18 protein-coding genes, 2 tRNA genes and 1 pseudogene are annotated in these 21018 nt (G+C 37.6%); 10 read left to right on the top strand and 11 right to left on the bottom strand.

Annotated elements, in window-relative coordinates:
* Nucleotides 1–29: 29 nt before the first annotated feature.
* Both AAGD68_RS04240 and AAGD68_RS04235 read left to right on the top strand, forming a co-directional pair.
* Nucleotides 30–117: transfer RNA gene (locus AAGD68_RS04240), tRNA-Ser, on the top strand.
* Nucleotides 118–285: 168 nt separating this feature from the next.
* On the top strand, nucleotides 286–1302 hold the full coding sequence (locus AAGD68_RS04235) for an NAD(P)/FAD-dependent oxidoreductase (RefSeq protein WP_253309446.1): 1017 nt from the start codon (nucleotides 286–288) through the stop codon (nucleotides 1300–1302).
* A 990-nt stretch (nucleotides 1303–2292) separates the two neighbouring features.
* On the opposite strand, the gene AAGD68_RS04230 is transcribed toward AAGD68_RS04235, so the two are convergent.
* The 3 genes from AAGD68_RS04230 to rpmE all read right to left on the bottom strand — a co-directional run bounded on the left by AAGD68_RS04230 (nucleotide 2293) and on the right by rpmE (nucleotide 5179).
* Nucleotides 2293–4053 carry a hypothetical protein gene (locus AAGD68_RS04230; protein ID WP_264688436.1) on the bottom strand — a complete coding sequence of 587 codons (1761 nt, stop codon included), beginning with the start codon at nucleotides 4051–4053 and terminating at the stop codon, nucleotides 2293–2295.
* A 91-nt stretch (nucleotides 4054–4144) separates the two neighbouring features.
* Nucleotides 4145–4939 carry an NAD kinase gene (locus AAGD68_RS04225; RefSeq protein WP_264688435.1) on the bottom strand — a complete coding sequence of 265 codons (795 nt, stop codon included), beginning with the start codon at nucleotides 4937–4939 and terminating at the stop codon, nucleotides 4145–4147.
* Between the two features lie 27 nt (nucleotides 4940–4966).
* On the bottom strand, nucleotides 4967–5179 hold the full coding sequence (rpmE, locus tag AAGD68_RS04220; RefSeq protein WP_253309449.1) for a 50S ribosomal protein L31: 213 nt from the start codon (nucleotides 5177–5179) through the stop codon (nucleotides 4967–4969).
* Nucleotides 5180–5307: 128 nt separating this feature from the next.
* Between rpmE and fabD the strand changes: the two genes are divergently transcribed.
* On the top strand, nucleotides 5308–6288 hold the full coding sequence (gene fabD, locus AAGD68_RS04215; RefSeq protein WP_341814140.1) for an ACP S-malonyltransferase: 981 nt from the start codon (nucleotides 5308–5310) through the stop codon (nucleotides 6286–6288).
* Between the two features lie 31 nt (nucleotides 6289–6319).
* Here the strand turns inward: fabD and gpmI are convergent, their stop codons facing one another.
* The 4 genes and pseudogenes from gpmI to AAGD68_RS04195 all read right to left on the bottom strand — a co-directional run.
* A complete protein-coding gene (gene gpmI / locus AAGD68_RS04210) occupies nucleotides 6320–7894 on the bottom strand; it encodes a 2,3-bisphosphoglycerate-independent phosphoglycerate mutase (protein WP_264688433.1) in 1575 nt (524 codons plus the stop codon).
* A gap of 33 nt (nucleotides 7895–7927) precedes the next feature.
* Nucleotides 7928–7999, bottom strand: a tRNA-Asn gene (locus tag AAGD68_RS04205).
* Between the two features lie 19 nt (nucleotides 8000–8018).
* A complete protein-coding gene (locus AAGD68_RS04200) occupies nucleotides 8019–8210 on the bottom strand; it encodes a hypothetical protein (protein ID WP_253309452.1) in 192 nt (63 codons plus the stop codon).
* 35 nt (nucleotides 8211–8245) lie between these two features.
* A pseudogene (locus tag AAGD68_RS04195) lies at nucleotides 8246–8357 on the bottom strand (IS5/IS1182 family transposase); the annotation flags it as partial.
* Nucleotides 8358–8455: 98 nt separating this feature from the next.
* Here AAGD68_RS04195 and gatA point away from each other — a divergent pair.
* Nucleotides 8456–9925, top strand: coding sequence for an Asp-tRNA(Asn)/Glu-tRNA(Gln) amidotransferase subunit GatA (gatA, locus tag AAGD68_RS04190; RefSeq protein ID WP_264688431.1), 1470 nt, complete (start codon nucleotides 8456–8458; stop codon nucleotides 9923–9925).
* Between the two features lie 185 nt (nucleotides 9926–10110).
* Here gatA and AAGD68_RS04185 read toward each other — a convergent pair whose 3' ends face one another.
* Both AAGD68_RS04185 and alaS read right to left on the bottom strand, forming a co-directional pair.
* Nucleotides 10111–10245 (bottom strand): hypothetical protein, encoded by a 135-nt coding sequence (locus AAGD68_RS04185; RefSeq protein WP_341814139.1) that lies wholly within the window; start codon nucleotides 10243–10245, stop codon nucleotides 10111–10113.
* A 784-nt stretch (nucleotides 10246–11029) separates the two neighbouring features.
* Nucleotides 11030–13639 carry an alanine--tRNA ligase gene (gene alaS, locus AAGD68_RS04180; protein WP_253309454.1) on the bottom strand — a complete coding sequence of 870 codons (2610 nt, stop codon included), beginning with the start codon at nucleotides 13637–13639 and terminating at the stop codon, nucleotides 11030–11032.
* Between the two features lie 174 nt (nucleotides 13640–13813).
* On the opposite strand from alaS, the gene AAGD68_RS04175 reads away from it, so the two are divergent.
* From AAGD68_RS04175 to purH, 5 genes are all read left to right on the top strand, one after another.
* Nucleotides 13814–14257, top strand: coding sequence for a PAS domain-containing protein (locus AAGD68_RS04175; protein WP_253309455.1), 444 nt, complete (start codon nucleotides 13814–13816; stop codon nucleotides 14255–14257).
* A gap of 98 nt (nucleotides 14258–14355) precedes the next feature.
* Complete coding sequence (gene rpmI / locus AAGD68_RS04170; RefSeq protein WP_253309456.1) at nucleotides 14356–14562, top strand: 50S ribosomal protein L35; 207 nt, start codon at nucleotides 14356–14358, stop codon at nucleotides 14560–14562.
* Between the two features lie 20 nt (nucleotides 14563–14582).
* Nucleotides 14583–14948 carry a 50S ribosomal protein L20 gene (rplT, locus tag AAGD68_RS04165; RefSeq protein WP_064125369.1) on the top strand — a complete coding sequence of 122 codons (366 nt, stop codon included), beginning with the start codon at nucleotides 14583–14585 and terminating at the stop codon, nucleotides 14946–14948.
* A 19-nt stretch (nucleotides 14949–14967) separates the two neighbouring features.
* On the top strand, nucleotides 14968–15867 hold the full coding sequence (fmt, locus tag AAGD68_RS04160) for a methionyl-tRNA formyltransferase (protein WP_253309457.1): 900 nt from the start codon (nucleotides 14968–14970) through the stop codon (nucleotides 15865–15867).
* Nucleotides 15868–15947: 80 nt separating this feature from the next.
* On the top strand, nucleotides 15948–17459 hold the full coding sequence (gene purH, locus AAGD68_RS04155; protein ID WP_341814138.1) for a bifunctional phosphoribosylaminoimidazolecarboxamide formyltransferase/IMP cyclohydrolase: 1512 nt from the start codon (nucleotides 15948–15950) through the stop codon (nucleotides 17457–17459).
* A 16-nt stretch (nucleotides 17460–17475) separates the two neighbouring features.
* On the opposite strand, the gene AAGD68_RS04150 is transcribed toward purH, so the two are convergent.
* Both AAGD68_RS04150 and gltX read right to left on the bottom strand, forming a co-directional pair.
* Nucleotides 17476–17610, bottom strand: coding sequence for a hypothetical protein (locus AAGD68_RS04150; protein ID WP_341814137.1), 135 nt, complete (start codon nucleotides 17608–17610; stop codon nucleotides 17476–17478).
* Between the two features lie 1018 nt (nucleotides 17611–18628).
* Entirely contained in the window at nucleotides 18629–20059 is a 1431-nt protein-coding gene (gltX, locus tag AAGD68_RS04145) for a glutamate--tRNA ligase (protein ID WP_253309460.1), read from the bottom strand.
* 149 nt (nucleotides 20060–20208) lie between these two features.
* Between gltX and AAGD68_RS04140 the strand changes: the two genes are divergently transcribed.
* Complete coding sequence (locus tag AAGD68_RS04140) at nucleotides 20209–20961, top strand: ankyrin repeat domain-containing protein (protein WP_253309461.1); 753 nt, start codon at nucleotides 20209–20211, stop codon at nucleotides 20959–20961.
* Nucleotides 20962–21018: the final 57 nt, after the last annotated feature.

Below are 21018 nucleotides of genomic sequence, written 5' to 3'. Positions count from 1 at the left end.
AAAATCAAATGTTGTGATAGAAAAGAAATGGACGGATGGCCGAGCGGTTTAAGGCACCAGTCTTGAAAACTGACGTACGTGATGAGCGTACCATGGGTTCGAATCCCATTCCGTCCGCACAGCATCCCGCGATGTTAGCTGATTTTTAGAGCTTATTTGGACTATGTGGTTCATAACGCTGGAAATCTTATCTAATCTAGCCACATCTTTTAAAAATACATCCCTTTGTAAATTGACCTTATTAGCGAAGAAAGCTAATATCTATAAATAGATTACCATCTGAATATGAAAACCGATATAGTAATAATAGGTGCAGGGCCTATTGGAATATTCACTGCTTTTCAAGCGGGAATGCTTGATATGAGATGTCATATAATAGATGTTTTGGATCAAGCAGGAGGACAATGCACAGCTCTTTACCCAGAAAAGCCAATATATGATATACCTGGTTATCCTGTAATTACTGCCCAAAAATTAATTGAGCAATTAATGGAGCAAGCTTCACCATTTGAGCCTGTTTACCATTTAAGTCAAAAAGTGGAAAAGATTTCGAATAACTGTGATCAAAGCTTTACTATCATAACTAACACAGGTACAGAGGTAAAATGTAAGGCTGTTATTGTTGCTGCAGGTAACGGAATGTTTGAACCTAACCGTCCACCCTTAAGTGGTATATTAGAATATGAAAATCAATCTGTATTTTACAGTGTAAATAAAATTTCTGATTTTCAGGACAAAACTATAGTCATTGCAGGGGGGGGTGATTCTGCAGCTGATTGGACTGTAGAACTTTCTAAAGTTGCAAAGAAAATTTATGTGATACATAGAAGAAAGGAATTTCGCTGCACTCCTGAAACTAGAAATAAATTAGAATCACTTGAAAATGATGGAAAGATAGAACTGGTAGTGCCATATCAATTACACGAACTAGCAGGAGGTAATGGGCAGTTGAGCGCAGTGATAGTAAAAAACATTGCCTCTAAGGAAGAAAAAGAAATATCCGCTGATTCTTTGCTGCCATTTTTTGGATTGTCAATGAATCTTGGTCCAATAAACAGTTGGGGTATAGAGTTAGAACATGGCCGCATAATTGTCGACCCAGCTACACTTAGAACCAGTAGAGATAGAATATATGCAATCGGAGATATAGCTACTTATCCAGGCAAACTCAAGTTGATACTAAGTGGTTTTGCCGAGAGTGCCATGGCTTGTTATGACATATACAAAGTAATCCACAACTCTCCAGTCAATTTTCAATACTCGACTTCAAAGGGAATTCACGGAAAAGAAAAACTTACTTGACACCCTTCGCCAGCCCCCTTATCATGAAACTGAAGGTATTCAGTTATCTTCATCTGTGCAGATTAAACAGCAAGAAAACAACGTAGTTGGCGTCTTATTTTTAATTTTTTGCACTATGTGCACCTTATGTCTTCACAATATTTCTAGGTTTTTACCTATATAAGCTGAAACGCGCTTATAAGTCGTTTAAGACAGTATAGTACGCCAATTTGCAGGATTAGGGAGTGAACACTAATTACCACGGGGTTTCTTTTGCCTTTTTTTCTGCTTAGTAAATTTCTTAAACATTTAAACTAAGGTTAGTTGCATTTAAAAGCAGCTAAATTGCAGTGTTTAAGGCTTAAAAAACGCCAATACTGAAAATAGACAATGACTAGGGCTTCTTTTGCCTTTTTTTTCGTTTAGTAAATTTCTTAACGTTTGTAGCTAAACGACAACCGTCATCCCGCTGCTTGTTAGCGGCCAAGAGATACCGTGACGATATGATGTAGGACTGCTGTCATCCCGCTACGTGTTAGCGAGATACCGCGAATGAATCGCGGTATGACGGTGTAGATGATGGTTAAGTATCCCGCTACTTGTTAGCGGCTAAGAGATACCGCGACGGTATATTCGTCATCCCGCTACGTGTTAGCGGGATCTCTTGTTAGCGGCTGAGATACCGCGGCGGTATGACGGTGTAGACGATGGTTAAGTATCCCGCTACTTGTTAGCGGCTAAGAGATACCGCGACGGTATATTCGTCATCCCGCTACGTGTTAGCGGGATCTCTTGTTAGCGGCTGAGATACCGCGGCGGTATGACGGTGTAGACGATGGTTAAGTATCCCGCTACTTGTTAGCGGCTAAGAGATACCGCGGCGGTATATTCGTCATCCCGCTACGTGTTAGCGGGATCTCTTGTTAGCGGCTGAGATACCGCGGCGGTATGACGGTTAATTATTCTGCGGCGGTATGACGTAGGGTTGCACTAGCTATATCATGCATTTTATTAACCGACACTATAAACAACATCCTTACAATTATGAGATTGGACTACAACTTGCTCAAGCGTTAAGCTGCTGCGTTTAGCATCTTTACTGTGGTTTTCTCCAAGAACCTCTGTTCTTTCTTGTTTTATTTCTTCAATGAATTTCTTGTTAACGCTTTCAGTGTTAATCTTTTCCTGAGAATATATAAGGTTAGTGCAATTTGTTTTGTTATAATAATGCACGCCAAAACATACAACTAATAATGCAAGTACACCTGAGCCTATAAGCAATGATAACCCTATGTTATTAGTCAAAGGGTTTTGGTAAAATTTTTGTACGTTATTAACACCGCCTTCCGCGTACAGCAATAAAGGAAGTGCTATATTTGCAGCAACTACACCGGTCAGTAATGCAGTAAATAGTGGCCTATTGTTAATTACTGATTCTATTTTATTAGTTCTACTAATTACTTTTTCATCAATGTTAATGAAGTCGTTTTTAGATTCCCAAGCATTAAATATAAAATTTGAATGAGTGTTGTTGTTATACTCTAATCTTACAGATTTTATAGCTTTATTTTCTGGCTGATGCTTTAACACCTCATCTAAAATTCCATCCGCATTTTTTTCTTGAGTTTTATGCTCTGCAGTATCTCTAAATTGCCTTATTGCAAAAAGTATTGGACTAATTGCAAGCAACGCAGCAAGTGCGATAACTGGTATAGTGATATATTTTGGGCTGTTTGTAAAAAATGCAATAAATTTTGCTTTATCTTGTAAGTATAATAAAGCTGCAGATGTGCCAAGTATAATAGCACTTGCACCAAAAATTATAAAGCCCTTCTGCTGCATGGCATATTTTGCTCTTGGCCAGGATCTGTTTGTTTTTTTATTTGTTGTGCTACCTATATCAGAATTTAGTGACAAAGACTCTTCAGAGTCATCTTTGCTTTTATACGATGGTGGAGGAGTTGGAAACGTACCTGGACTTTTAATATCCTGAGGATTCGGTATAGGTTCTCCAATCCATTTTTCTACTTTGCCTAAATAACCATCATCCGCTGCTCCGTCTGTTCCTGTTGTTGGCTCACTAGATACATTAATCCCTTTAAATGCAATATTGTTTATTTCCTCTTCCCTGACATCAACTTCCGCTATTTCTTGATCTATATTTTCTAAGAGACCCTTCATATCTTTTTCTAATAATCCTTCCTTGATGCTTTTATAAAAGTCATCAGCAGGATTAATGCCCCGCTGATTACCATCAACTAACATGACTTTTTGCGGTAACATACCTTTGTCTTTCTTATATGCTTTTAAAAGAGATAAAACACATAGATGTTTTCCAATTTGTGGATCTTGAGGCTCATTCATTCTTTTAGCTACTTCTGCTGAATTTAGTGGATCTTGACGCTTAGTCGTTCCTCCAACTACTTTAATACCTTGTGCCTGCTCTTCTGTTAAGCCTAAATGATTTTTCACTACATACTCTACTGCTTTTATGTATTTTGCAGACGATACAATAGCAACTTCTACTCCGCTTGAAAGTGCAGAATCTAATACAGACCTTAGCTTTTCTTTATTTTTGATTCCCGAGCCTTCCTTTTGTAAAAATTCTTCTATTTTTTCTTTAATTACTGCTTTTTCTTTGCCAGAATCATAATCATCATATCCCTTGGATGTAAAGAAATTGCACATAGACTTATTTGTAATTGTTTGATCAAAGTCAAATATTAATAGTGCATTCTCTTCAGACGATGGTAGATTCGTTACTGGTCCCATATTTACTCCAAAATTAATTACTATGTTGTGTTGATTACGCTATAGTTATTAAGATGTAGTAAATACCAGTTTACGGATAATTATGAAAAATTTAGTATAGAAATTGCCTATCAAAGATTCTTTCATTGAGTGAGTCGTCTTTGTCAAAAAGCAGAGTGATTGTGTTCTCATGGTCTTTTTGTATTTTTATCTGTGATATATTATGAAACTCTTTGTAATCTGATACTACAAGCGCTGGACGATTTTTTGTGTCGTTAATGTCAATTTGTACGATCGTATCATTTGAGATTAGTGCTCCATTCCAATGCCTTGGGTAATAGCTATTGATGGAGGTCAGTGCAAGTAAGTTTGAATTTAGTGGCAAGATTGGGCCACCGGCAGAGAAGTTATATGCAGTGCTGCCTGTGGGAGTAGATAATATTACTCCATCCCCTCTAAATTTTTCTACTTTTAGTTTATCATTAATAGTAATATTCATCTCTACTATTTGGTTTGCTTTCCTAAAAACATATACTTCGTTTACCGCTATATAGTGGTATTTCTTGCCACTTGTGTCTGTTGCTTCCATTTTTAGTAAAGTTAACTGAGTTGAAGTTGCGTGCTCTATATGATCAATTAAATCTTCACTGCGGCTAAAGCATTTATTCATCAAAAACCCAACATTGCCAGTGTTTACTCCGTATACGTGTGTGTTTTTGTTTTCTATAACGTAATTATGCAAGGTGCGTAGCATAAAGCCATCACCGCCAACAACTATCAATAGATCGATTTCGGACTTATTTTCTTCTGTTATATTGATAAAATTAAGTTTCTTTAATAGTTTAGATACTTCCTGCGATTTTGGTGACTCAGAAGCGATATAGCCTATATTTTTGTATTTATGCATGCTTCACTCTGAAAAAGAAGCGAAAAACTAGAAAATATCCCCATATTTATCGTTAAACTTAGCTAATTTGCTAGTTTTACTTGCTGACCCGCTTGTCAAACTTCCAGTCCATGCAGGGTGAGTGAGAGGATCCCTATCAAGTTTTATCTTATCACCTTCCTTTCCATAAGTGGAACGAGTTTCAAACTCTTGACCATCTGTCATGACTATAGTAACCTTATGATAATCAATTTCTGCCATTGTTGCTTATAAACTTTTAGTCAGTTAATATTCTAGTGAACTTAATTCACTAAGTCAATCATTATTCTAAAATATTGACAAAAAATAAATAAAATGTTATACTTAATAAGGAATAAATAATAGTTATCATGATTTTTGCTTTCCCTGGTCAGGGCTCTCAGTTTGTAGGAATGGGAAAGAGCTTATATAGTGAGTTTTCCGTTGCAAGACAAGTATTTAATGAAATGGATAGCATATTGGGTAGAAAGCTGTCTCATTTAATCTTCAACGGTCCTATTGAAGAATTAACCATTACAGAAAACGCTCAGCCAGCTATAATGGCAGTGTCAATCGCGACGCTACGCGTTATCGAGCATGTGTTTGGTGAATCTCTTTTTTCTAATTATGGAATTAAATATGTTTGTGGACATTCAGTCGGTGAATATACAGCGCTATGTGCTGCAGGGGCATTGACTCTTGAGTCTGCAATCAAGCTGCTGAAAGTTCGCAGCGAAGCAATGCATGAAGCTTCTTTGAAATGTGAAGGGGGAATGGTTGCGTTGCTTGGAGCAGAGATAAATGAAGTGGAAGATATATTGAAATCAGTTCAAATTGACGGAATTTGTGAAATTGCAAACGATAACGGTGGCGGACAAGTGGTTATAAGTGGTACTAGAGAGGGTCTTGAAATATTACCCGATTTGCTCAAGAACTTGAACATCAAGAGATTAGTTAAGTTACAGGTTAGTGGACCTTTTCACTCATCTCTTATGAAACCTGTTGATGAAAAAGTTTTGGAATTTTTGGAGGGTATTAAAATAACCCGTCCTATAGTTCCTTTGATATCAAATGTTACAGCTAAAGAGGAGAGTGATCCCAAAGTTATAAAAGCTTTACTTGCTAAACAAGTCATAAGCAGAGTGAAATGGAGAGAAATGGTTTTGTATATGGCAAGCCGTGGCATTAACAAATTTGTTGAAATTGGCCCTAATAAAGTTTTATCTAATTTAGTCAAAAGGATTGACCAATCTATCAGTACAAAAAGTATAGGTAATATTGGTGATATAGACAGCTTCTTTAATGAATCATTAGTACTAACAGCGAAAAATTTAAAAGTTGGGTTAAGTTAAAACACATCTATTTGCCAGCGCATGACGCTGCCTAGCTGGAATGACAGAGGGTAATGCAAGAAATCAACGAACTGCCTGTCATTTCATCCGGTTTCTTAATTCCAAGTAGCTGTAAAATAGTGGGAGCGATATCAGATAATCTTCCGTCTCTTAGTTTTAGATTATCGCAAGACACAATAAATGGCACTTTATTTAGAGTGTGCGCTGTATGAGGTGTATTATTTTCTTCATCGAACATACATTCCACATTACCATGGTCTGCAGTAACAATTAATGCAGTGTTGCTTGACTTTTTAACAGCACTCAGCACTTTCGCAAGACAATCATCTACAGCTAGCACAGCTTTCTCGGCTGCTTTTATATTACCTGTATGCCCTACCATATCAGGATTAGCGTAATTTACAACTATCAGTGCGAATTCTTGGGAGTGAATTTTTTCTACAAGCTTTTCTGTGAGCTCAAAGGCTGACATTTCGGGCTGCAAATCATAAGTTTGAACTTTTGGTGAGGGAATGAGTATTCTTTCTTCACCAGAGAAAGGTTCTTCTTTTCCACAATTGAAAAAGAAAGTCACATGAGCGTATTTTTCGGTTTCGGCGATGCGTAATTGTTGCAATTTATTGTCTTCTATTGTTTGTCCTAAAGTGTTAGCAAAAGATATAGGAGGAAAAATATAAGGAATTTTAAGATCTTCTTTATACTTCATCATACTTAGAATTGAAGAAAATGGTTTTCGTTTACGACCTTCTGTCGTACGAGTAGTTTGACCATAGATTCCAGCGTCACGCGCTGGAATGACACCTGATTGGTTTAGTAAAATACTTGCTAATTGTATCATTCGATCAGCACGAAAGTTAGCCAACAGCACTCCATCTTCTGGTTTTATACCTTGATAGTCACCTATTACTGCGGGCCTGACAAACTCATCAGTTATGTTATTTTGATAATTTTCATCAATCAACGATACTGCATTATCATGACGAGGTGCCTTTGCAAATGCGATAGCCTCATAAGCTTCAATTGTTCTCTCCCACCTGTTATCACGGTCCATAGCATAGTAACGCCCAGAAACAGTAGCAATTCTTATGTCATTTCCCTTTATACTCTTTATAAATTCTTGAATGCATTTTTTTCCTGAATTTGGTAATGTGTCTCTGCCATCTAAAAATGCATGTATCACCACTTTGATTCCATGCTGTGATATTTTATTTGCTAAAGTCGAAATATGCTTTTGATGCGAATGAACACCGCCATCTGACACTAATCCCACCAGATGGCATACTCCGTTCTTACTTTTTAGATTACTAATAAAGCTTTGTAGATTTGCATTGTTTTCTATTGTTCCAATTTCTTGATTAATGCGCTGAAGGCTTTGCATTACTACTCTACCACTGCCAATATTCATATGGCCAACTTCTGAATTACCTATTTGACCACCAGGTAACCCAACATCAGTTCCACAGGCGGACAAACTGCATTTTGGATAATTAGAGCTAATATATTGCCAACAGGGTGGATTTGCGTTGCTAATAGCATTATATTTACTGCTTTCTACTCCATTTCCCCAGCCATCTAGTATACATAAGACAACTGATTTAATGCCCATATAAGATTAACACTAGAATTTCACAGAGAAAAGCTCCCCGGGCCGGATTCGAACCAGCGACCAATTGGTTAACAGCCAACTGCTCTACCACTGAGCTACCGAGGAATAAACCGTCTTTAATTTATCACGTTGAACGTTGATTGTAAACGTTTTTTGTATACTTTGTAAGAGCCTGTTCAAATTCACTTCGCTTTATTACTTCAACAGTTGCACCAATAATATCTTTTATTTGAGTTGCAAAATTCTCTCCTGTATAGCCCGCATCAACCAGTATATTTTTAACTCCAGAAAGGTTTTCTTTTGCATTGTTGACCATTCTCACAGCACTAGTTGTTCCTGCAGTTGCTACATAAATTGCATGTCTTGAGTATCAACTGCGATATGGCCCTGAGATTTTTTTACCAGCGTCATAGCCTTTTTCTTCAGCAGTATCTGCGTTCTTTACACTCTGAGCATCAATTATGTACAGGTTCTTAGCTATATTTCTAGCTGTAACTATAAATGTATGGATTTTTTATCGTGCCATGTTATAATTAACGTCTTGCTAAAAATTAAATATTGATGAATGAACTAAAAAAGTTAAGTATTACACAAATGCATGACGGGCTCAAAAAAAGGAGTTTTTCCGCTGTTGAACTCGTGGAGGCGCACATCAGTGCGGTTGAAAATGAGAAATTAAATGCATTTATAACAAAAACCCCAGAGATAGCAATGAAAGCTGCTAAAGCTGCAGATGAACATTTCTCTAGGCAAAAGGATGATTTAATCTCGCCGCTCATGGGTATACCAGTTGGCATCAAAGATCTATTCTGTACAAAAGGAATAAAAACAACAGCATGCTCAAAAATGCTGGAAAATTTCGTTCCGACTTACGAATCTACGGTGTCTGACTTGCTTTTAAAAAGTGGAGCAGCCATGCTCGGTAAGCTTAATATGGATGAATTTGCTATGGGTTCTGCGAACACAAACAGCTATTTTGGCCCTGTTGAAAATGTGTGGATTAGAAAAAGTGATGGGGAAAAAGTTGTTCCTGGTGGATCATCTGGTGGATCTGCAGCATCGGTTGCTGGATTTTTATGCGCTGGAGCGTTAGGAAGCGACACCGGTGGATCTGTACGCCAACCAGCAGCTTATTGTGGAGTAGTTGGAATAAAGCCAACTTATGGAAGATGCTCGCGTTTTGGTATGATTGCATTTGCGAGTTCTCTGGATCAAGCAGGAGTCATTACTCGTTCTGTCTCTGATTCAGCATTAATGCTGGAAGCAATTTGTGGCTATGATAAAAAAGATTCAATATCGAGCGAAAAGCCAGTGCCTAAATTTTCTAGCTTTATAAATGGTGATGTCAAGGGTAAGTGTATTGGTATACCAAAAGAATATAGGATGGATGGAATTTCAGAGGAAATAGTTCATAATTGGGAAAGAGTTGCTTCCTATTTAAAAGAAAATGGCGCTGAAGTTGTTGACATTACTCTGCCACATACTAAATATGCAATACCGGTCTATTATTTAATCTGTTCTGCTGAAACTTCATCCAATCTTGCTCGTTACGATGGTGTGCGTTATGGATTAAGGGTTGATGCTGATACCCTTGAAGAAATGTATTCACTAACAAGAGCAGAAGGTTTTGGTAAAGAGGTGAAAAGAAGAATTTTAATTGGCGCTTATGCGCTTTCTTCAGGTCATTATAATGAATATTACGAAAAAGCGCAGTGCATTAGAGCATTAATCAGAAATGATTTTATAAAAGCGTTTGAAAAAATAGATTACATACTTGTGCCATCTGCTCCAACAGAAGCTTTTGGCTTAAATGAAAAGCCAGATCCGCTAATTATGTGCATCAATGATGTGTTTACCGTGCCAGCAAGTCTTGCAGGATTGCCTGCTATTTCTGTTCCTGTTGGGCTTTCCAATGAGGGTTTACCACTTGCCTTGCAAGTGATTGGAAATTATTATGACGAAGCTGGAATATTAAATGTGGCAAGTTTGATAGAGCAAAATTGCGGCAGAATAATTAGACCTCTTGCGTAATCTATTTTCTGATAGTAATTTTTGCATTAAAATTTGCTTATGCTCATCAACGTACTCTATGGCTCCATTTTTAGATGAATAGCAAAAACAGGGCATATTAATCTGTTTACAAAATTTTCGTGTAACAGTTCACACTTAATTAAACAGACTAAATTCTGTAATTTTGGGATGTTGAAAAATTCACCTTACGTTGTCATTCCAGCGCATAACGCATAACTGTACGAACATTGTGATTTGGGCCTACCAGAAGGGCAATGCCTCTTATCCAAGTACCCTCTTCTTGTCATTCCAGTGCTTGACACTGGAATCCAGTTTTCCATATAATCTCATCAAAAATGTTTATTTTCTAGCTACTTTTATACTTATCAACTCAGTATGCTTACTTACAATTAAAATTCCTGGATCCCAGTGTCAAGCACTGGGATGACACCCTCCTGATGGGCCAAAATCACAACGCTCGTACAGTTGTGCACGTGACGCTGGAATCTAGTCTTTATTATGCAGCCACTTATTTAAAGTTAAGTTTTCTGGATCCAAGTAGTCAAGCTACTCGGATGACACCCTCTTGGATAGAAACCAGTGTCAGCTACTTTCATGACACCATGACAACCGTCATCCCGCTGCTTGTTAGCGGGATCTATGCTAAGAGATACCGCGAATGAATCGCGGTATGACGGTCTGTGGCGGTATGACGGTTCGCGGCGGCATGACGTAGGACTGCTGTCATCCCACTACGTGTTAGCGGATGAGATACCGCGAATGAATCGCGGTATGACGATCTGCGGCAGTATGACGGTTCACGGCGGCATGACGTAGGACTGCTGTCATCCCACTACGTGTTAGCGGATGAGATACCGCGAATGAATCGCGGTATGACGATCTGCGGCAGTATGACGGTTCGCGGCGGCATGACGTAGGACTGCTGTCATCCCGCTACGTGTTAGCGGATGAGATACCGCGAATGAATCGCGGTATGACGATCTGCGGCAGTATGACGGTTCGCGGCGGCATGTGACGATAACCTCGTCATCCCGCTGCTTGTTAGCGGGATCTAGAGATACCGTTACGGTATGACGAGGGAGAACAGTTGCTACTTGTTAGCGGCTAAGAGATACCGCGGCGGTATGATGTAGAGTGCTTAGAAGCGGTTATTTTGCTATAAATGGCTGTAATGGCATCATCTATTTTATTGCTATCACAGCCTGTTTGTGCAAGTTCAGCATTCCCACCACAGTTCTTTTCAACTGCTATTGATATTAGTTCTTTTGCGCTAATCTTATTGATTAAGTCTTTACTTACTTTAATAATCAAGACTGTTTTATCTTTTTCTGTTGCCGTGAAAGCTATTACCGTTTTTGGTTTTTGTTGCTGCAAAACAAACTCTCTTATCACATTTGCTGGAATATCAGTGAAAGTGTGGCTTATAAAATTTATTCCATTTATTTCAGTGCTTTTTATATTCTCTGCACTCACAAGCTTTTTATATAGGTTTCTTATTTTGGTTTCGGATTTTTTGTGTTCTTGACTTAAAACACTTAATCTGCTTGTTATTTCACTTACTGGCACTTTTACGAATTCTGCAACTTTTTTTAAGTTAATTTCATTATCACGTACATAATTGATTGCTTCCTGACCAGTTAAAGCTTCAATTCTCCTCACTCCAAAAGCAACAGAACTTTCTGTTACTATCTTAAATAAACCGATTTCTCCAGTATGTTCAACGTGCGTGCCACCACATAGCTCTTTCGAATCTCCAATATTTACAACTCTAACCTGATCACCATATTTTTCACCAAACAACGCCATGGCTCCTTCGTCTATTGCCTGATTCATGCTTTGAATTTTTGTAGATGCAGAAAGATTTTCTCTGATTAGAGAGTTTACCATATCCTCTACCCAGAATAACTGATCTTGAGTCACTTGAGTGTTATGGCTGAAGTCGAATCTCAGTCTATCTGGTGCAACTAGGGAACCTTTTTGAGTGACATGATCACCCAAGATTTTCCTCAATGCAAAGTGCAGAAGATGCGTAGCCGAATGATTTCTTCTTAAGGTTTGCCTTCTTTCCTTGTCGATGCTTGCTGTAACTACATCACCTTTACAAATTGAGCCGAATTTAACTATGCATCTGTGCAAACATAGGTCATTAACCTTATGGGTATTCTCGACTATAATAATACTTCTACCAGGTTTGATCAGACTGCCAGTATCCCCCACCTGTCCACCTGACTCGCCATAAAAAGGTGTTTTATCAAGTATAATGATTATCTTTTCTCCCTCCTTTGCAGAATCAATTACTTCATTTTTAGAGGAAACTATAGCTAGTATTTTCGCATCACTTACTTCATTGAACTCATAACCAACAAATTTTGTTTTGCCAAATTTATTGATCAAATCAAACCATACTTGCTCAACAGATTTTTCACCAGATCCAGCCCATTTAGCACGTGCTCTCTCTTTTTGTTCTCCCATTGCATTATCAAAACCCTTCTGGTCAAAATTTATTTTTTTCTCTTTTAAAACATCAAGTGTAATATCCAAAGGAAACCCATAGGTGTCATATAGCTTAAATGCTGATTCTCCAGGTAAAGTATCGCCCGATTTTAAATCTGTAGTGAATTTCTCCAGAAGATTGATACCTTTCATCAAAGTGTCTTTAAAGTTTTCTTCCTCTGATTTTAACGTCGTTTCTATTAAGCTTTTGGCTCTGACTAATTCAGGATAAACATCTCCCATATAAGCCGAACTCGTGCTATCTATCAGCGCCGGAAAAATGCGATGGAGTAGAGAATCATTATATCCAAGCAGGTGGATATAACGCGCGGCTCTCCTAATTAATCTGCGTAATACGTAATTCCTGCCCTCATTTCCAGGAAGCACTCCTTCTGCGATGAGAAATGCAGCCGCGCGAAGATGATCTGCTACGATCTTATGCGCTATTTTATTTTCCGTTCTTCCACAGTACTCTTGAGATTTATTGATCAGAGCAGAAAATAGATCAATATCATAGTTATCATGGACATTTTGCATTACAGTAGCTATTCTCTCAAGACCCATTCCAGTATCGATGCATTTTTTTGGCAATTTGTGTAAATTACCTTCTTCATCTTTGTTAAACTCCATGAATACCAGATTCCAGATTTCAACAATTCTATCGTCGTCTTGTAAATTAGGACTCCCATGATCATAAAAAATTTCAGAACATGGACCGCATGGACCAGTGCTTCCCATACTCCAAAAGTTATCGTCCGTTGCAATTCTTATGATTTTATCACTTGAAAAGCCACTTATCTTACGCCAAATCTCGTACGCCTCATCATCAGTATGGTAGACGGTTATGGATAGTCTGTTTTTATCAAGAGATAACTCCTTAGTGATAAATTTCCACGCAAATTCTATCGCAGTTTCCTTAAAGTAATCACCAAAGCTAAAATTTCCGAGCATTTCAAAAAATGTGTGATGCCGAGTTGTATAGCCAACATTTTCAAGATCGTTGTGTTTACCGCCTGCTCTTAGGCACTTTTGACTTGAGACAGCACGTTTCATTTCAGTTTTTTGAGCACCAGTAAAAATATTTTTAAACTGCACCATACCAGCATTTGTAAACATGAGTGTTGGGTCATGTTCTGGAATCAAAGGAGAAGAAGAAACCTGTTCGTGGCCATTACTTATAAAAAATTTTATAAATCTTTCTCTGATTTCACTTAACTTCATTATTTTTATTGAGATTATTCATGAATAATAAGCTGCAATGGAAATAAAATCAATTACAATACCACCACTCTCTAGATCTCAGAACTTCTAGTGATATGCACCTTGTGGTAAGGAAAAATCAATATATTCACGATAAATTTACCTCATATCTGTGTTTTATATGTGGAAATTGGAATGGAAATTTATGTAGGCAAAGAAAAAAGAATAGCAAATGTGGTAACTGAGCACTGGAGTGACATAAAAGGACCAGACAGAGATTGGCCAGAAAGGCACGAAATAGACACTGCAGAAATAATGGAGTCATGGCAGCATTGTTTTATCATTGAAGTCAAGGATCAAGGTTATATTTGTGAAAATGCAGGAGAAAAGGCTGTTGAATTCTATGGTTTTGAGAAAAAGACGCGCATTGATAATAAGTATGCAATTGATGCACCATTTTTGCGACTATATAAAATAGATGCAGTTATTGATAAACTTGATGCTGTAATAGAGAGTAAATGCCCAATCAATGAAGAGGAAGAAAGTGAAAGTGTTAAAATGAGGCAAGTATTGTTGCCACTTGGGAATAAAGAAGGTATAACACACATATTGGGCGTAATTACTTTTAAACTCCTTTAATATACAATTTTAATTTGATTCTTTAATAAAATTATTTATACTAATGCTTAATTACTATTAAAGAACTCAATAGTAGTGTTTGTAAATTTATTTGGAATATGAAGAGAATAAAATTAAAAACCAAATCTTCTGTTAAAAAGCGCTTTCACCTTACAGCTAAGGGTAAAGTCATTTCTACTCAGTCAGGCAAAAGGCATGGCATGGTAAAGAGAAGTAAATCTAATATTCGTAATCAGCGCGGTACAACGATTCTTGGTAAATCTGACTCGCGTATAGTTAAGCTTTATATGCCTTATGATATTTAACAAAATGGAGGTAAAATAAAATGGCTCGGGTAAAACGTGGAGTCACTACTCACGCTCGTCATAAAAAAATATTGAAACTGGCAAAGGGTTATAGAGGACGTGCAAAAAGCTGTTATAGAATTGCATTACAAAGAGTTGAAAAAGCATTGCAATATGCTTACAGAGACAGAAGAACCCGTAAACGTGATTTCCGTAGCTTATGGATAATACGTATTAATGCAGCAGCAAGAGAGCATGGGCTTACTTATGGTAGGTTTATGCATGGTCTTACACTTGCCGGCATTGATTTAAATAGAAAAATTCTTGCTGAGATGGCCGTTAATTATAAGGATGATTTTGCCAAATTAGTAGAAGCTGTAAGTGGTAAATTAGCGGAGAATTCTTAAAGCAAAAACACTTGAAAGCGTGAGAATTATTTTCATGGGGTCACCGGAATTCGCTGTTAGTACGCTAAACTTACTATTGAAATCACAGAATGAAATAGTAGCAGTATACACCAAGGCTCCAAAACCTTCAGGACGTGGACAGAAGCCAACGAAATCTCCAGTACATGTTATCGCTGAAGAAAGTAACATAGAGGTATGTACTCCTATCTCTCTAAAGTTTTTGGCAGAGCAAGAAAAATTTAGAAATTTCAAACCAGACGTTGCAGTTGTTGCTGCGTATGGATTGATACTTCCAAGAAAAATTTTGAATATTCCTAAATATGGTTGTATTAATATTCATCCTTCATTACTACCAAGGTGGCGTGGTGCAGCTCCGATACAGCACACAATTTTAGCAGGAGATCAAGAAACCGGGGTTAGCATTATGCAATTGGATGAAGGATTAGATTCCGGCCCTATTTTAAAACAGGAAAAATTTCTTATCGAAAAGAACGATAACTACAAGACATTGCATGATAAATTGTCTGAATTAGGCAGTGATTTACTGCTGAAAGTGCTAAACGAAATTGAAAAACAGGTTCCCTTAAAACAGAACGATAATGATGCATGTTACGCTGACAAAGTGGAAGACTATAAAATTTATGCAAGTGATGCTTGTGAGGTTGCTTATAGAAAGGTTAAAGCGTTTTACCCAAAAGCGTTCATCAAGATAGAGAATAAACGTATCAGGATACTTGATGCTGACTTTGAAGCTCTCGCTTCAGAACAAGGTAAGATTGTTAACGATAATATGCACATAAGTTTAAAAGGTGGCACTTTAATTCCTAAAGTTGTACAAATGGAAGGGAGAAATCCTTGCAGTATTGAAGATTTTATTCGTGGCTTGAAATCAAGCATGGTAAAAAAATTTATAGAATAGACTGCTTTAAATTAGTGTAGAAATGTAATAGCTAAATTTCCTTTTCTTAGATATAATCTTAAAAAACTTTCCGTACAAAAATGAAAATAAAAAGAGCTTTAATATCAGTATACAACAAAACGAATATAATTGATCTTGCATCGTTTTTAATGCAGCAACAAATAGAAATTCTCTCAACGGGAAATACTTATAAAGCACTATCTGATGCCGGAATAAAAACACAAGAGGTCTCAGATTACACACAATTTCCAGAGATACTGGGTGGTAGAGTAAAAACTTTACACCCTAAAATTCATGGAGGAATACTTTGCAATAGAGAAAAGCACAAAACGGAAATGCAAAATCTAGGTGTTGAGCCAATAGAACTGCTTATAACTAACCTATACCCATTTTGGGAGACAGTAAGTAGCGGCTCAAATGAAGATCAAATTATAGAACAAATTGATATCGGCGGAGTGGCGTTAATTAGAGCTGCAGCAAAAAACTTTTGTTTTACTTCAGTTATTTCTAGCATTCAAGACTATGAAGCACTAAAAGCTGAGATGATAAAAAATAACAATGAAACAACATTGGAATATAGAAAACATTTAGCAACCAAAGCATTTGCTCTCACTGCACACTATGATTCTAATATTCACAGTTGGTTTTTATCCCAGAGTAAAAATAATGAGTTGCCAGAGTTTTTTGCACTATATGGACATAAAGTACAAGAACTCAGGTATGGTGAAAATCCCCATCAAAAAGCTGCATTTTATAGTAATCAATTTACCAAATATCCGCTAGAAAAAATACATGGGAAAGAGTTGAGTTATAATAATATAGTAGATATAGAGTCCGCACTTAACATAATTTCTGAGTTTAAAGAGCCTGCAGCAGTGATAATAAAGCACAATAACCCATGTGGCACTGCTGTTAGTGATAATGCTTTGGAGGCATATGAAAAGGCCCTATCGTGTGATGAAGTAAGCAGTTTTGGTGGTATAGTAGCTTTAAATCGGGAGATAGATTTAAAGCTAGCAGAAAAATTAAACGAGATATTTTTGGAAGTAGTGATAGCACCTTCAGTCAGCAATGAAGCACTAAAAATTTTGCAAAGAAAGAAAAATTTAAGAGTGATTATTCATAAATCTTTCCAACAAAATGTGAAATACCAAACTAAAAATGTTGTTGGTGGGTTTTTGGTGCAAGAAAATAATGACCACACAATAAAAGCAGAACAAGTAACAGAATGCACTACAACAGAAAAAGAAAAGGAAGATCTTATTTTTGCCTGGAAAATATGTAAACATGTGAAATCCAACGCAATAGTTATAGCAAAAGATGGTTGTGCTATTGGCATCGGTGCAGGGCAAACAAGCAGAATAGATAGTGTGAACATTGCAGTAAAAAAAGCAGGTGAAAAATGTAAAGGTGCAGTGCTTGCTTCAGATGCATTTTTTCCATTCCCAGATAGCATAGTAGAAAGTGCAAAACATGGAATTACAGCTATAATTCAGCCTGGTGGCTCGCTGAAAGATCAAGATGTGATAAAAGCTGCAAATGAAAATAAAATTGCTATGTTTTTCACTGGCGTTCGCAGTTTTTTCCATTAGGCTTTGTGTCTTATGGCTAGAGATTTTTCCATATCATACCACCATAACTGTACGAACGTTGTGATTTGAGTCCACAAGGTAGGATGTCACTCAAGTAGCCTCCTTCCCCTGTCATCCCAGTGCCCTGACTACTTGGATCCAGATTGGACACTGAGCTGGTGAGTATAAAAGTATAGCTTCTACGTCATACCGTGATTTATTCACGGTATCTCACATAGATCCCGCTAACAAGTAGCGGGATGACGATTCTTCAAATCGTCAAGGTGTCATCCGAGTAGCTTGACTACTTGGATCCAGATTGGACACTGAGCTGGTGAGTATAAAAGTATAGCTTCTACGTCATACCGTGATTTATTCACGGTATCTCACATAGATCCCGCTAACAAGTAGCGGGATGACGATTCTTCAAATCGTCAAGGTGTCATCCGAGTAGCTTGACTACTTGGATCCAGGAAACTTAACTTTAAATAAGTGGCTGCATAATAAAGACTAGATTCCAGCGTCACGCGCTGGAATGACAAGTTCGCGGCGGCATCCTCGTCATCCCGCCACGGTATCTCTAGATCCCGCTAACAAGCAGCGGGATGACGGTTGTCAGGCTAGCTGTCATCCCAGTGCTCCTTTTTTTGTCATCCGAGTAGCCCCTTTTTTGTCATCCCAGTGCTTGACACTGGGATGACACCCTACTTAACCATCATACTGCCGCGGTATCTCTTAGCCGCTAACACATAGCGGAATGACGAAGTTATCGTCATTCCACCGCGAACCGTCATACCGCGATTCATTCGCGGTATCTCATCCGCTAACAAGAGATCCCGCTAACACGTAGCGGGATGACGGTTGTCGTTTAGCTACAAACGTTAAGAAATTTACCAAACGAAAAAAAGGCAAAAGAAGCCCCGTGGTGCGAGTTTTGACTCTATATTACTGTAAGTGGCGCTGTAATAATGTGCTAACGCTTAAAATAAGCGCGATTTGGCTGAATGTAGAAAAAATAAAAAAGACATGCAGCCGCTATAATTTTATGTAATTCGCCAATAAATACCCTGAGTTTTTTACTGAATTTTGTCATTGAGCCTGCAGGTCAAAAACAAGTTTTGAGTCATAAATACCCTTATTGTCATAATAAGGGGGCTGGCGGAGTTTGTCAAGAAATTTTCTTATTTCATTTAAATTGCTTGTAACCTTCTTATACACTCGTCTTTACCAAGAATCACCATGATATCGATGATTCCAGGTGCATCCATTACTCCAGTTATAGGGGCACGTAATGAGTGGTATACACTGCTTATTTTCATATCATGTGATTTTGCACATTCCTTGATCTGAGAAGATAAAAAACCCTTATTCCAATTTTCATCACCGATCTTTGACAGAAATGATGCGAGTAACTTAATTATATTGAGGTTAGATTTGACAATTTGACAAGCTTCTTCACTTAAATCAAGTGGCGGATCTTGAATATAAAATTTTGCTAAATCCAATAATTCGGTCAGGTAGTTTGCTCTTTTTTTCAGCTCTGTCAGTCCCTGCAGTAAATAGCCCTTTTTTTTGTCAGTTAGAGTATTTTCTCTAAGCATTAGAGTCAGAATATCTTCATTGCTCATATTACTAATATAGTGGTTATTCAAATGCTCCAGTTTTTTGAAATCGAGCCGTGCAGGTGAACGACCAATACTTTCTAAATTAAACCACTCTATTGCTTGCTCATCGCTAATAATCTCATCGTTGCCGTGACTCCAGCCAAGTCTCAGCAAGTAATTACGCATCGCTTTTGGCAATATTCCCATCTTTTCATAATCGCAAACGCTTGTGGCACCATGCCTTTTGGATAGCTTATTCCCATCTTCCCCATGGATAAGCGGTACGTGTGCAAAACGTGGAACATCAAAATCAAGAGCCTGGTATATTAGCAATTGCTTAAAAGTATTAGTGAGATGGTCAGAACCGCGTATTATATCAGTTATTCCAGCATCATGATCGTCAACTACCACGGCGAAAATATATGTTGGAGTGTTATCAGAGCGTAAGATCACTATATCATCAAGCTGGTCGCTATTTACTTTGATTTGGCCGTATATTTTATCATCAACGACGATCTCTTGCGAGTCTGGCACTTTGAAACGGATAACTGACCTCACACCCGATGTCATTCCAGCGCGTGACCACATATTTTTTTCTGGATCCCAGTGTCGAGCACTGGGATGACAAGAAGGAGGTTTTGTAGTACATTTATGCTTGTATATCTTGCCCTCTTCTCTTGCTTTTATTTTCTTTTCTGCAACTTCATCTTCAGGGCAGTAACAGTGATACGCCCTACCCTTCTCAACTAAAAGGTTTGCTACTTCTTTATGCCGCTCTATTCTTTTTGACTGATATACTATTTCTCCATCATAACTCACACCGAGCCATTTTAGCCCTTCTATAATTGCATCAATTGCTTCTTGTGTTAAACGTTTTCTGTCGGTGTCCTCAATCCTTAGCAAAAACCTGCCACCATGGTGCCTCGCGTAGAGCCAATTAAATAAAGCAGTACGAGCCCCTCCAATGTGCAAAAACCCTGTTGGTGATGGAGCGAATCTAGTGACTACGTCTGGCATATTTGTCTATTACAGTAATGTAAATGATGATAGCTAAAATTTATGCTTGCAACAATGTGGAATTTATTTATTCTGAGAGATAAGATTTACTTGTTTTTCATAAGTTATGTTGTATAATTTATTATTGGTTGAATATAGCGAGGTGAGTTATGGATGGACTTGTAGATATAGCAAAATTGCTTTCAGATAATGAAGCTACTGTCAGTTGGCGTTACACCGGCCCTTTTGATAAAACAAAACAAATAGTACGGGCAGATAATCTCTTGCATCTAGCTGCAAGAATACCAAAAAAAGATAAATTTGTAGACATTTGCAGGAAGAACATTGCTTCTGTAACTGCGCATAATGAATATGGAAATAATCCATTTCATGAAGCAGCAAGGAGTGGGATTTTGCTGCCTGCAGTAAAAGAGATTGTGCATTACTTAGAGACGGAAGCTGATAACAAAATTACAAAAGCAGAAGAAGCTGGAGATCGGAAAGAAGTAAGCAGATTGAAAGAGGAACTCAAATGTAATAAAAAATATATTAAAGATGCGCTCTGCAGTAAAGACCATGCTTTTAATAAGAAAAGGGAAACTCCTCTTTATTACTTAGATGCTGCACAACAGAAAGAAATTAAGCAAATCGCAGACATAAAAGACAGCTTTATATGTAATCAGAAGTTTCACCTGTGTTTATATATAGTAGGGGCTATAGCGTGTATTGCTGCCTTGTGTTTATCTTTATATTTTCTGTATCTATCTTCTCAGACTTTTGCACTAAGCTCGATGGTTGCAATAGCTTCTGGCGGAGTCACATACCTGTCAGTTAAGGCATGTAACGAGATACATGCCTTGCATAACGAAAGCACTTTAGTGGAAACTAATGTACAACTTGCAGGAGAAGGTTTGGGTGTTTGATGAAGCTAGAAATTACTTGCAGGCAATGATATAGAAATTTACTTTCTTAACTTAAGA

This window comes from Wolbachia endosymbiont (group A) of Machimus atricapillus (genome assembly GCF_964027095.1).
GTDB lineage: Bacteria > Pseudomonadota > Alphaproteobacteria > Rickettsiales > Anaplasmataceae > Wolbachia.
Note: the sequence above shows the minus strand (reverse complement) of the source record. Positions and strands in the feature narration are given on the sequence as shown.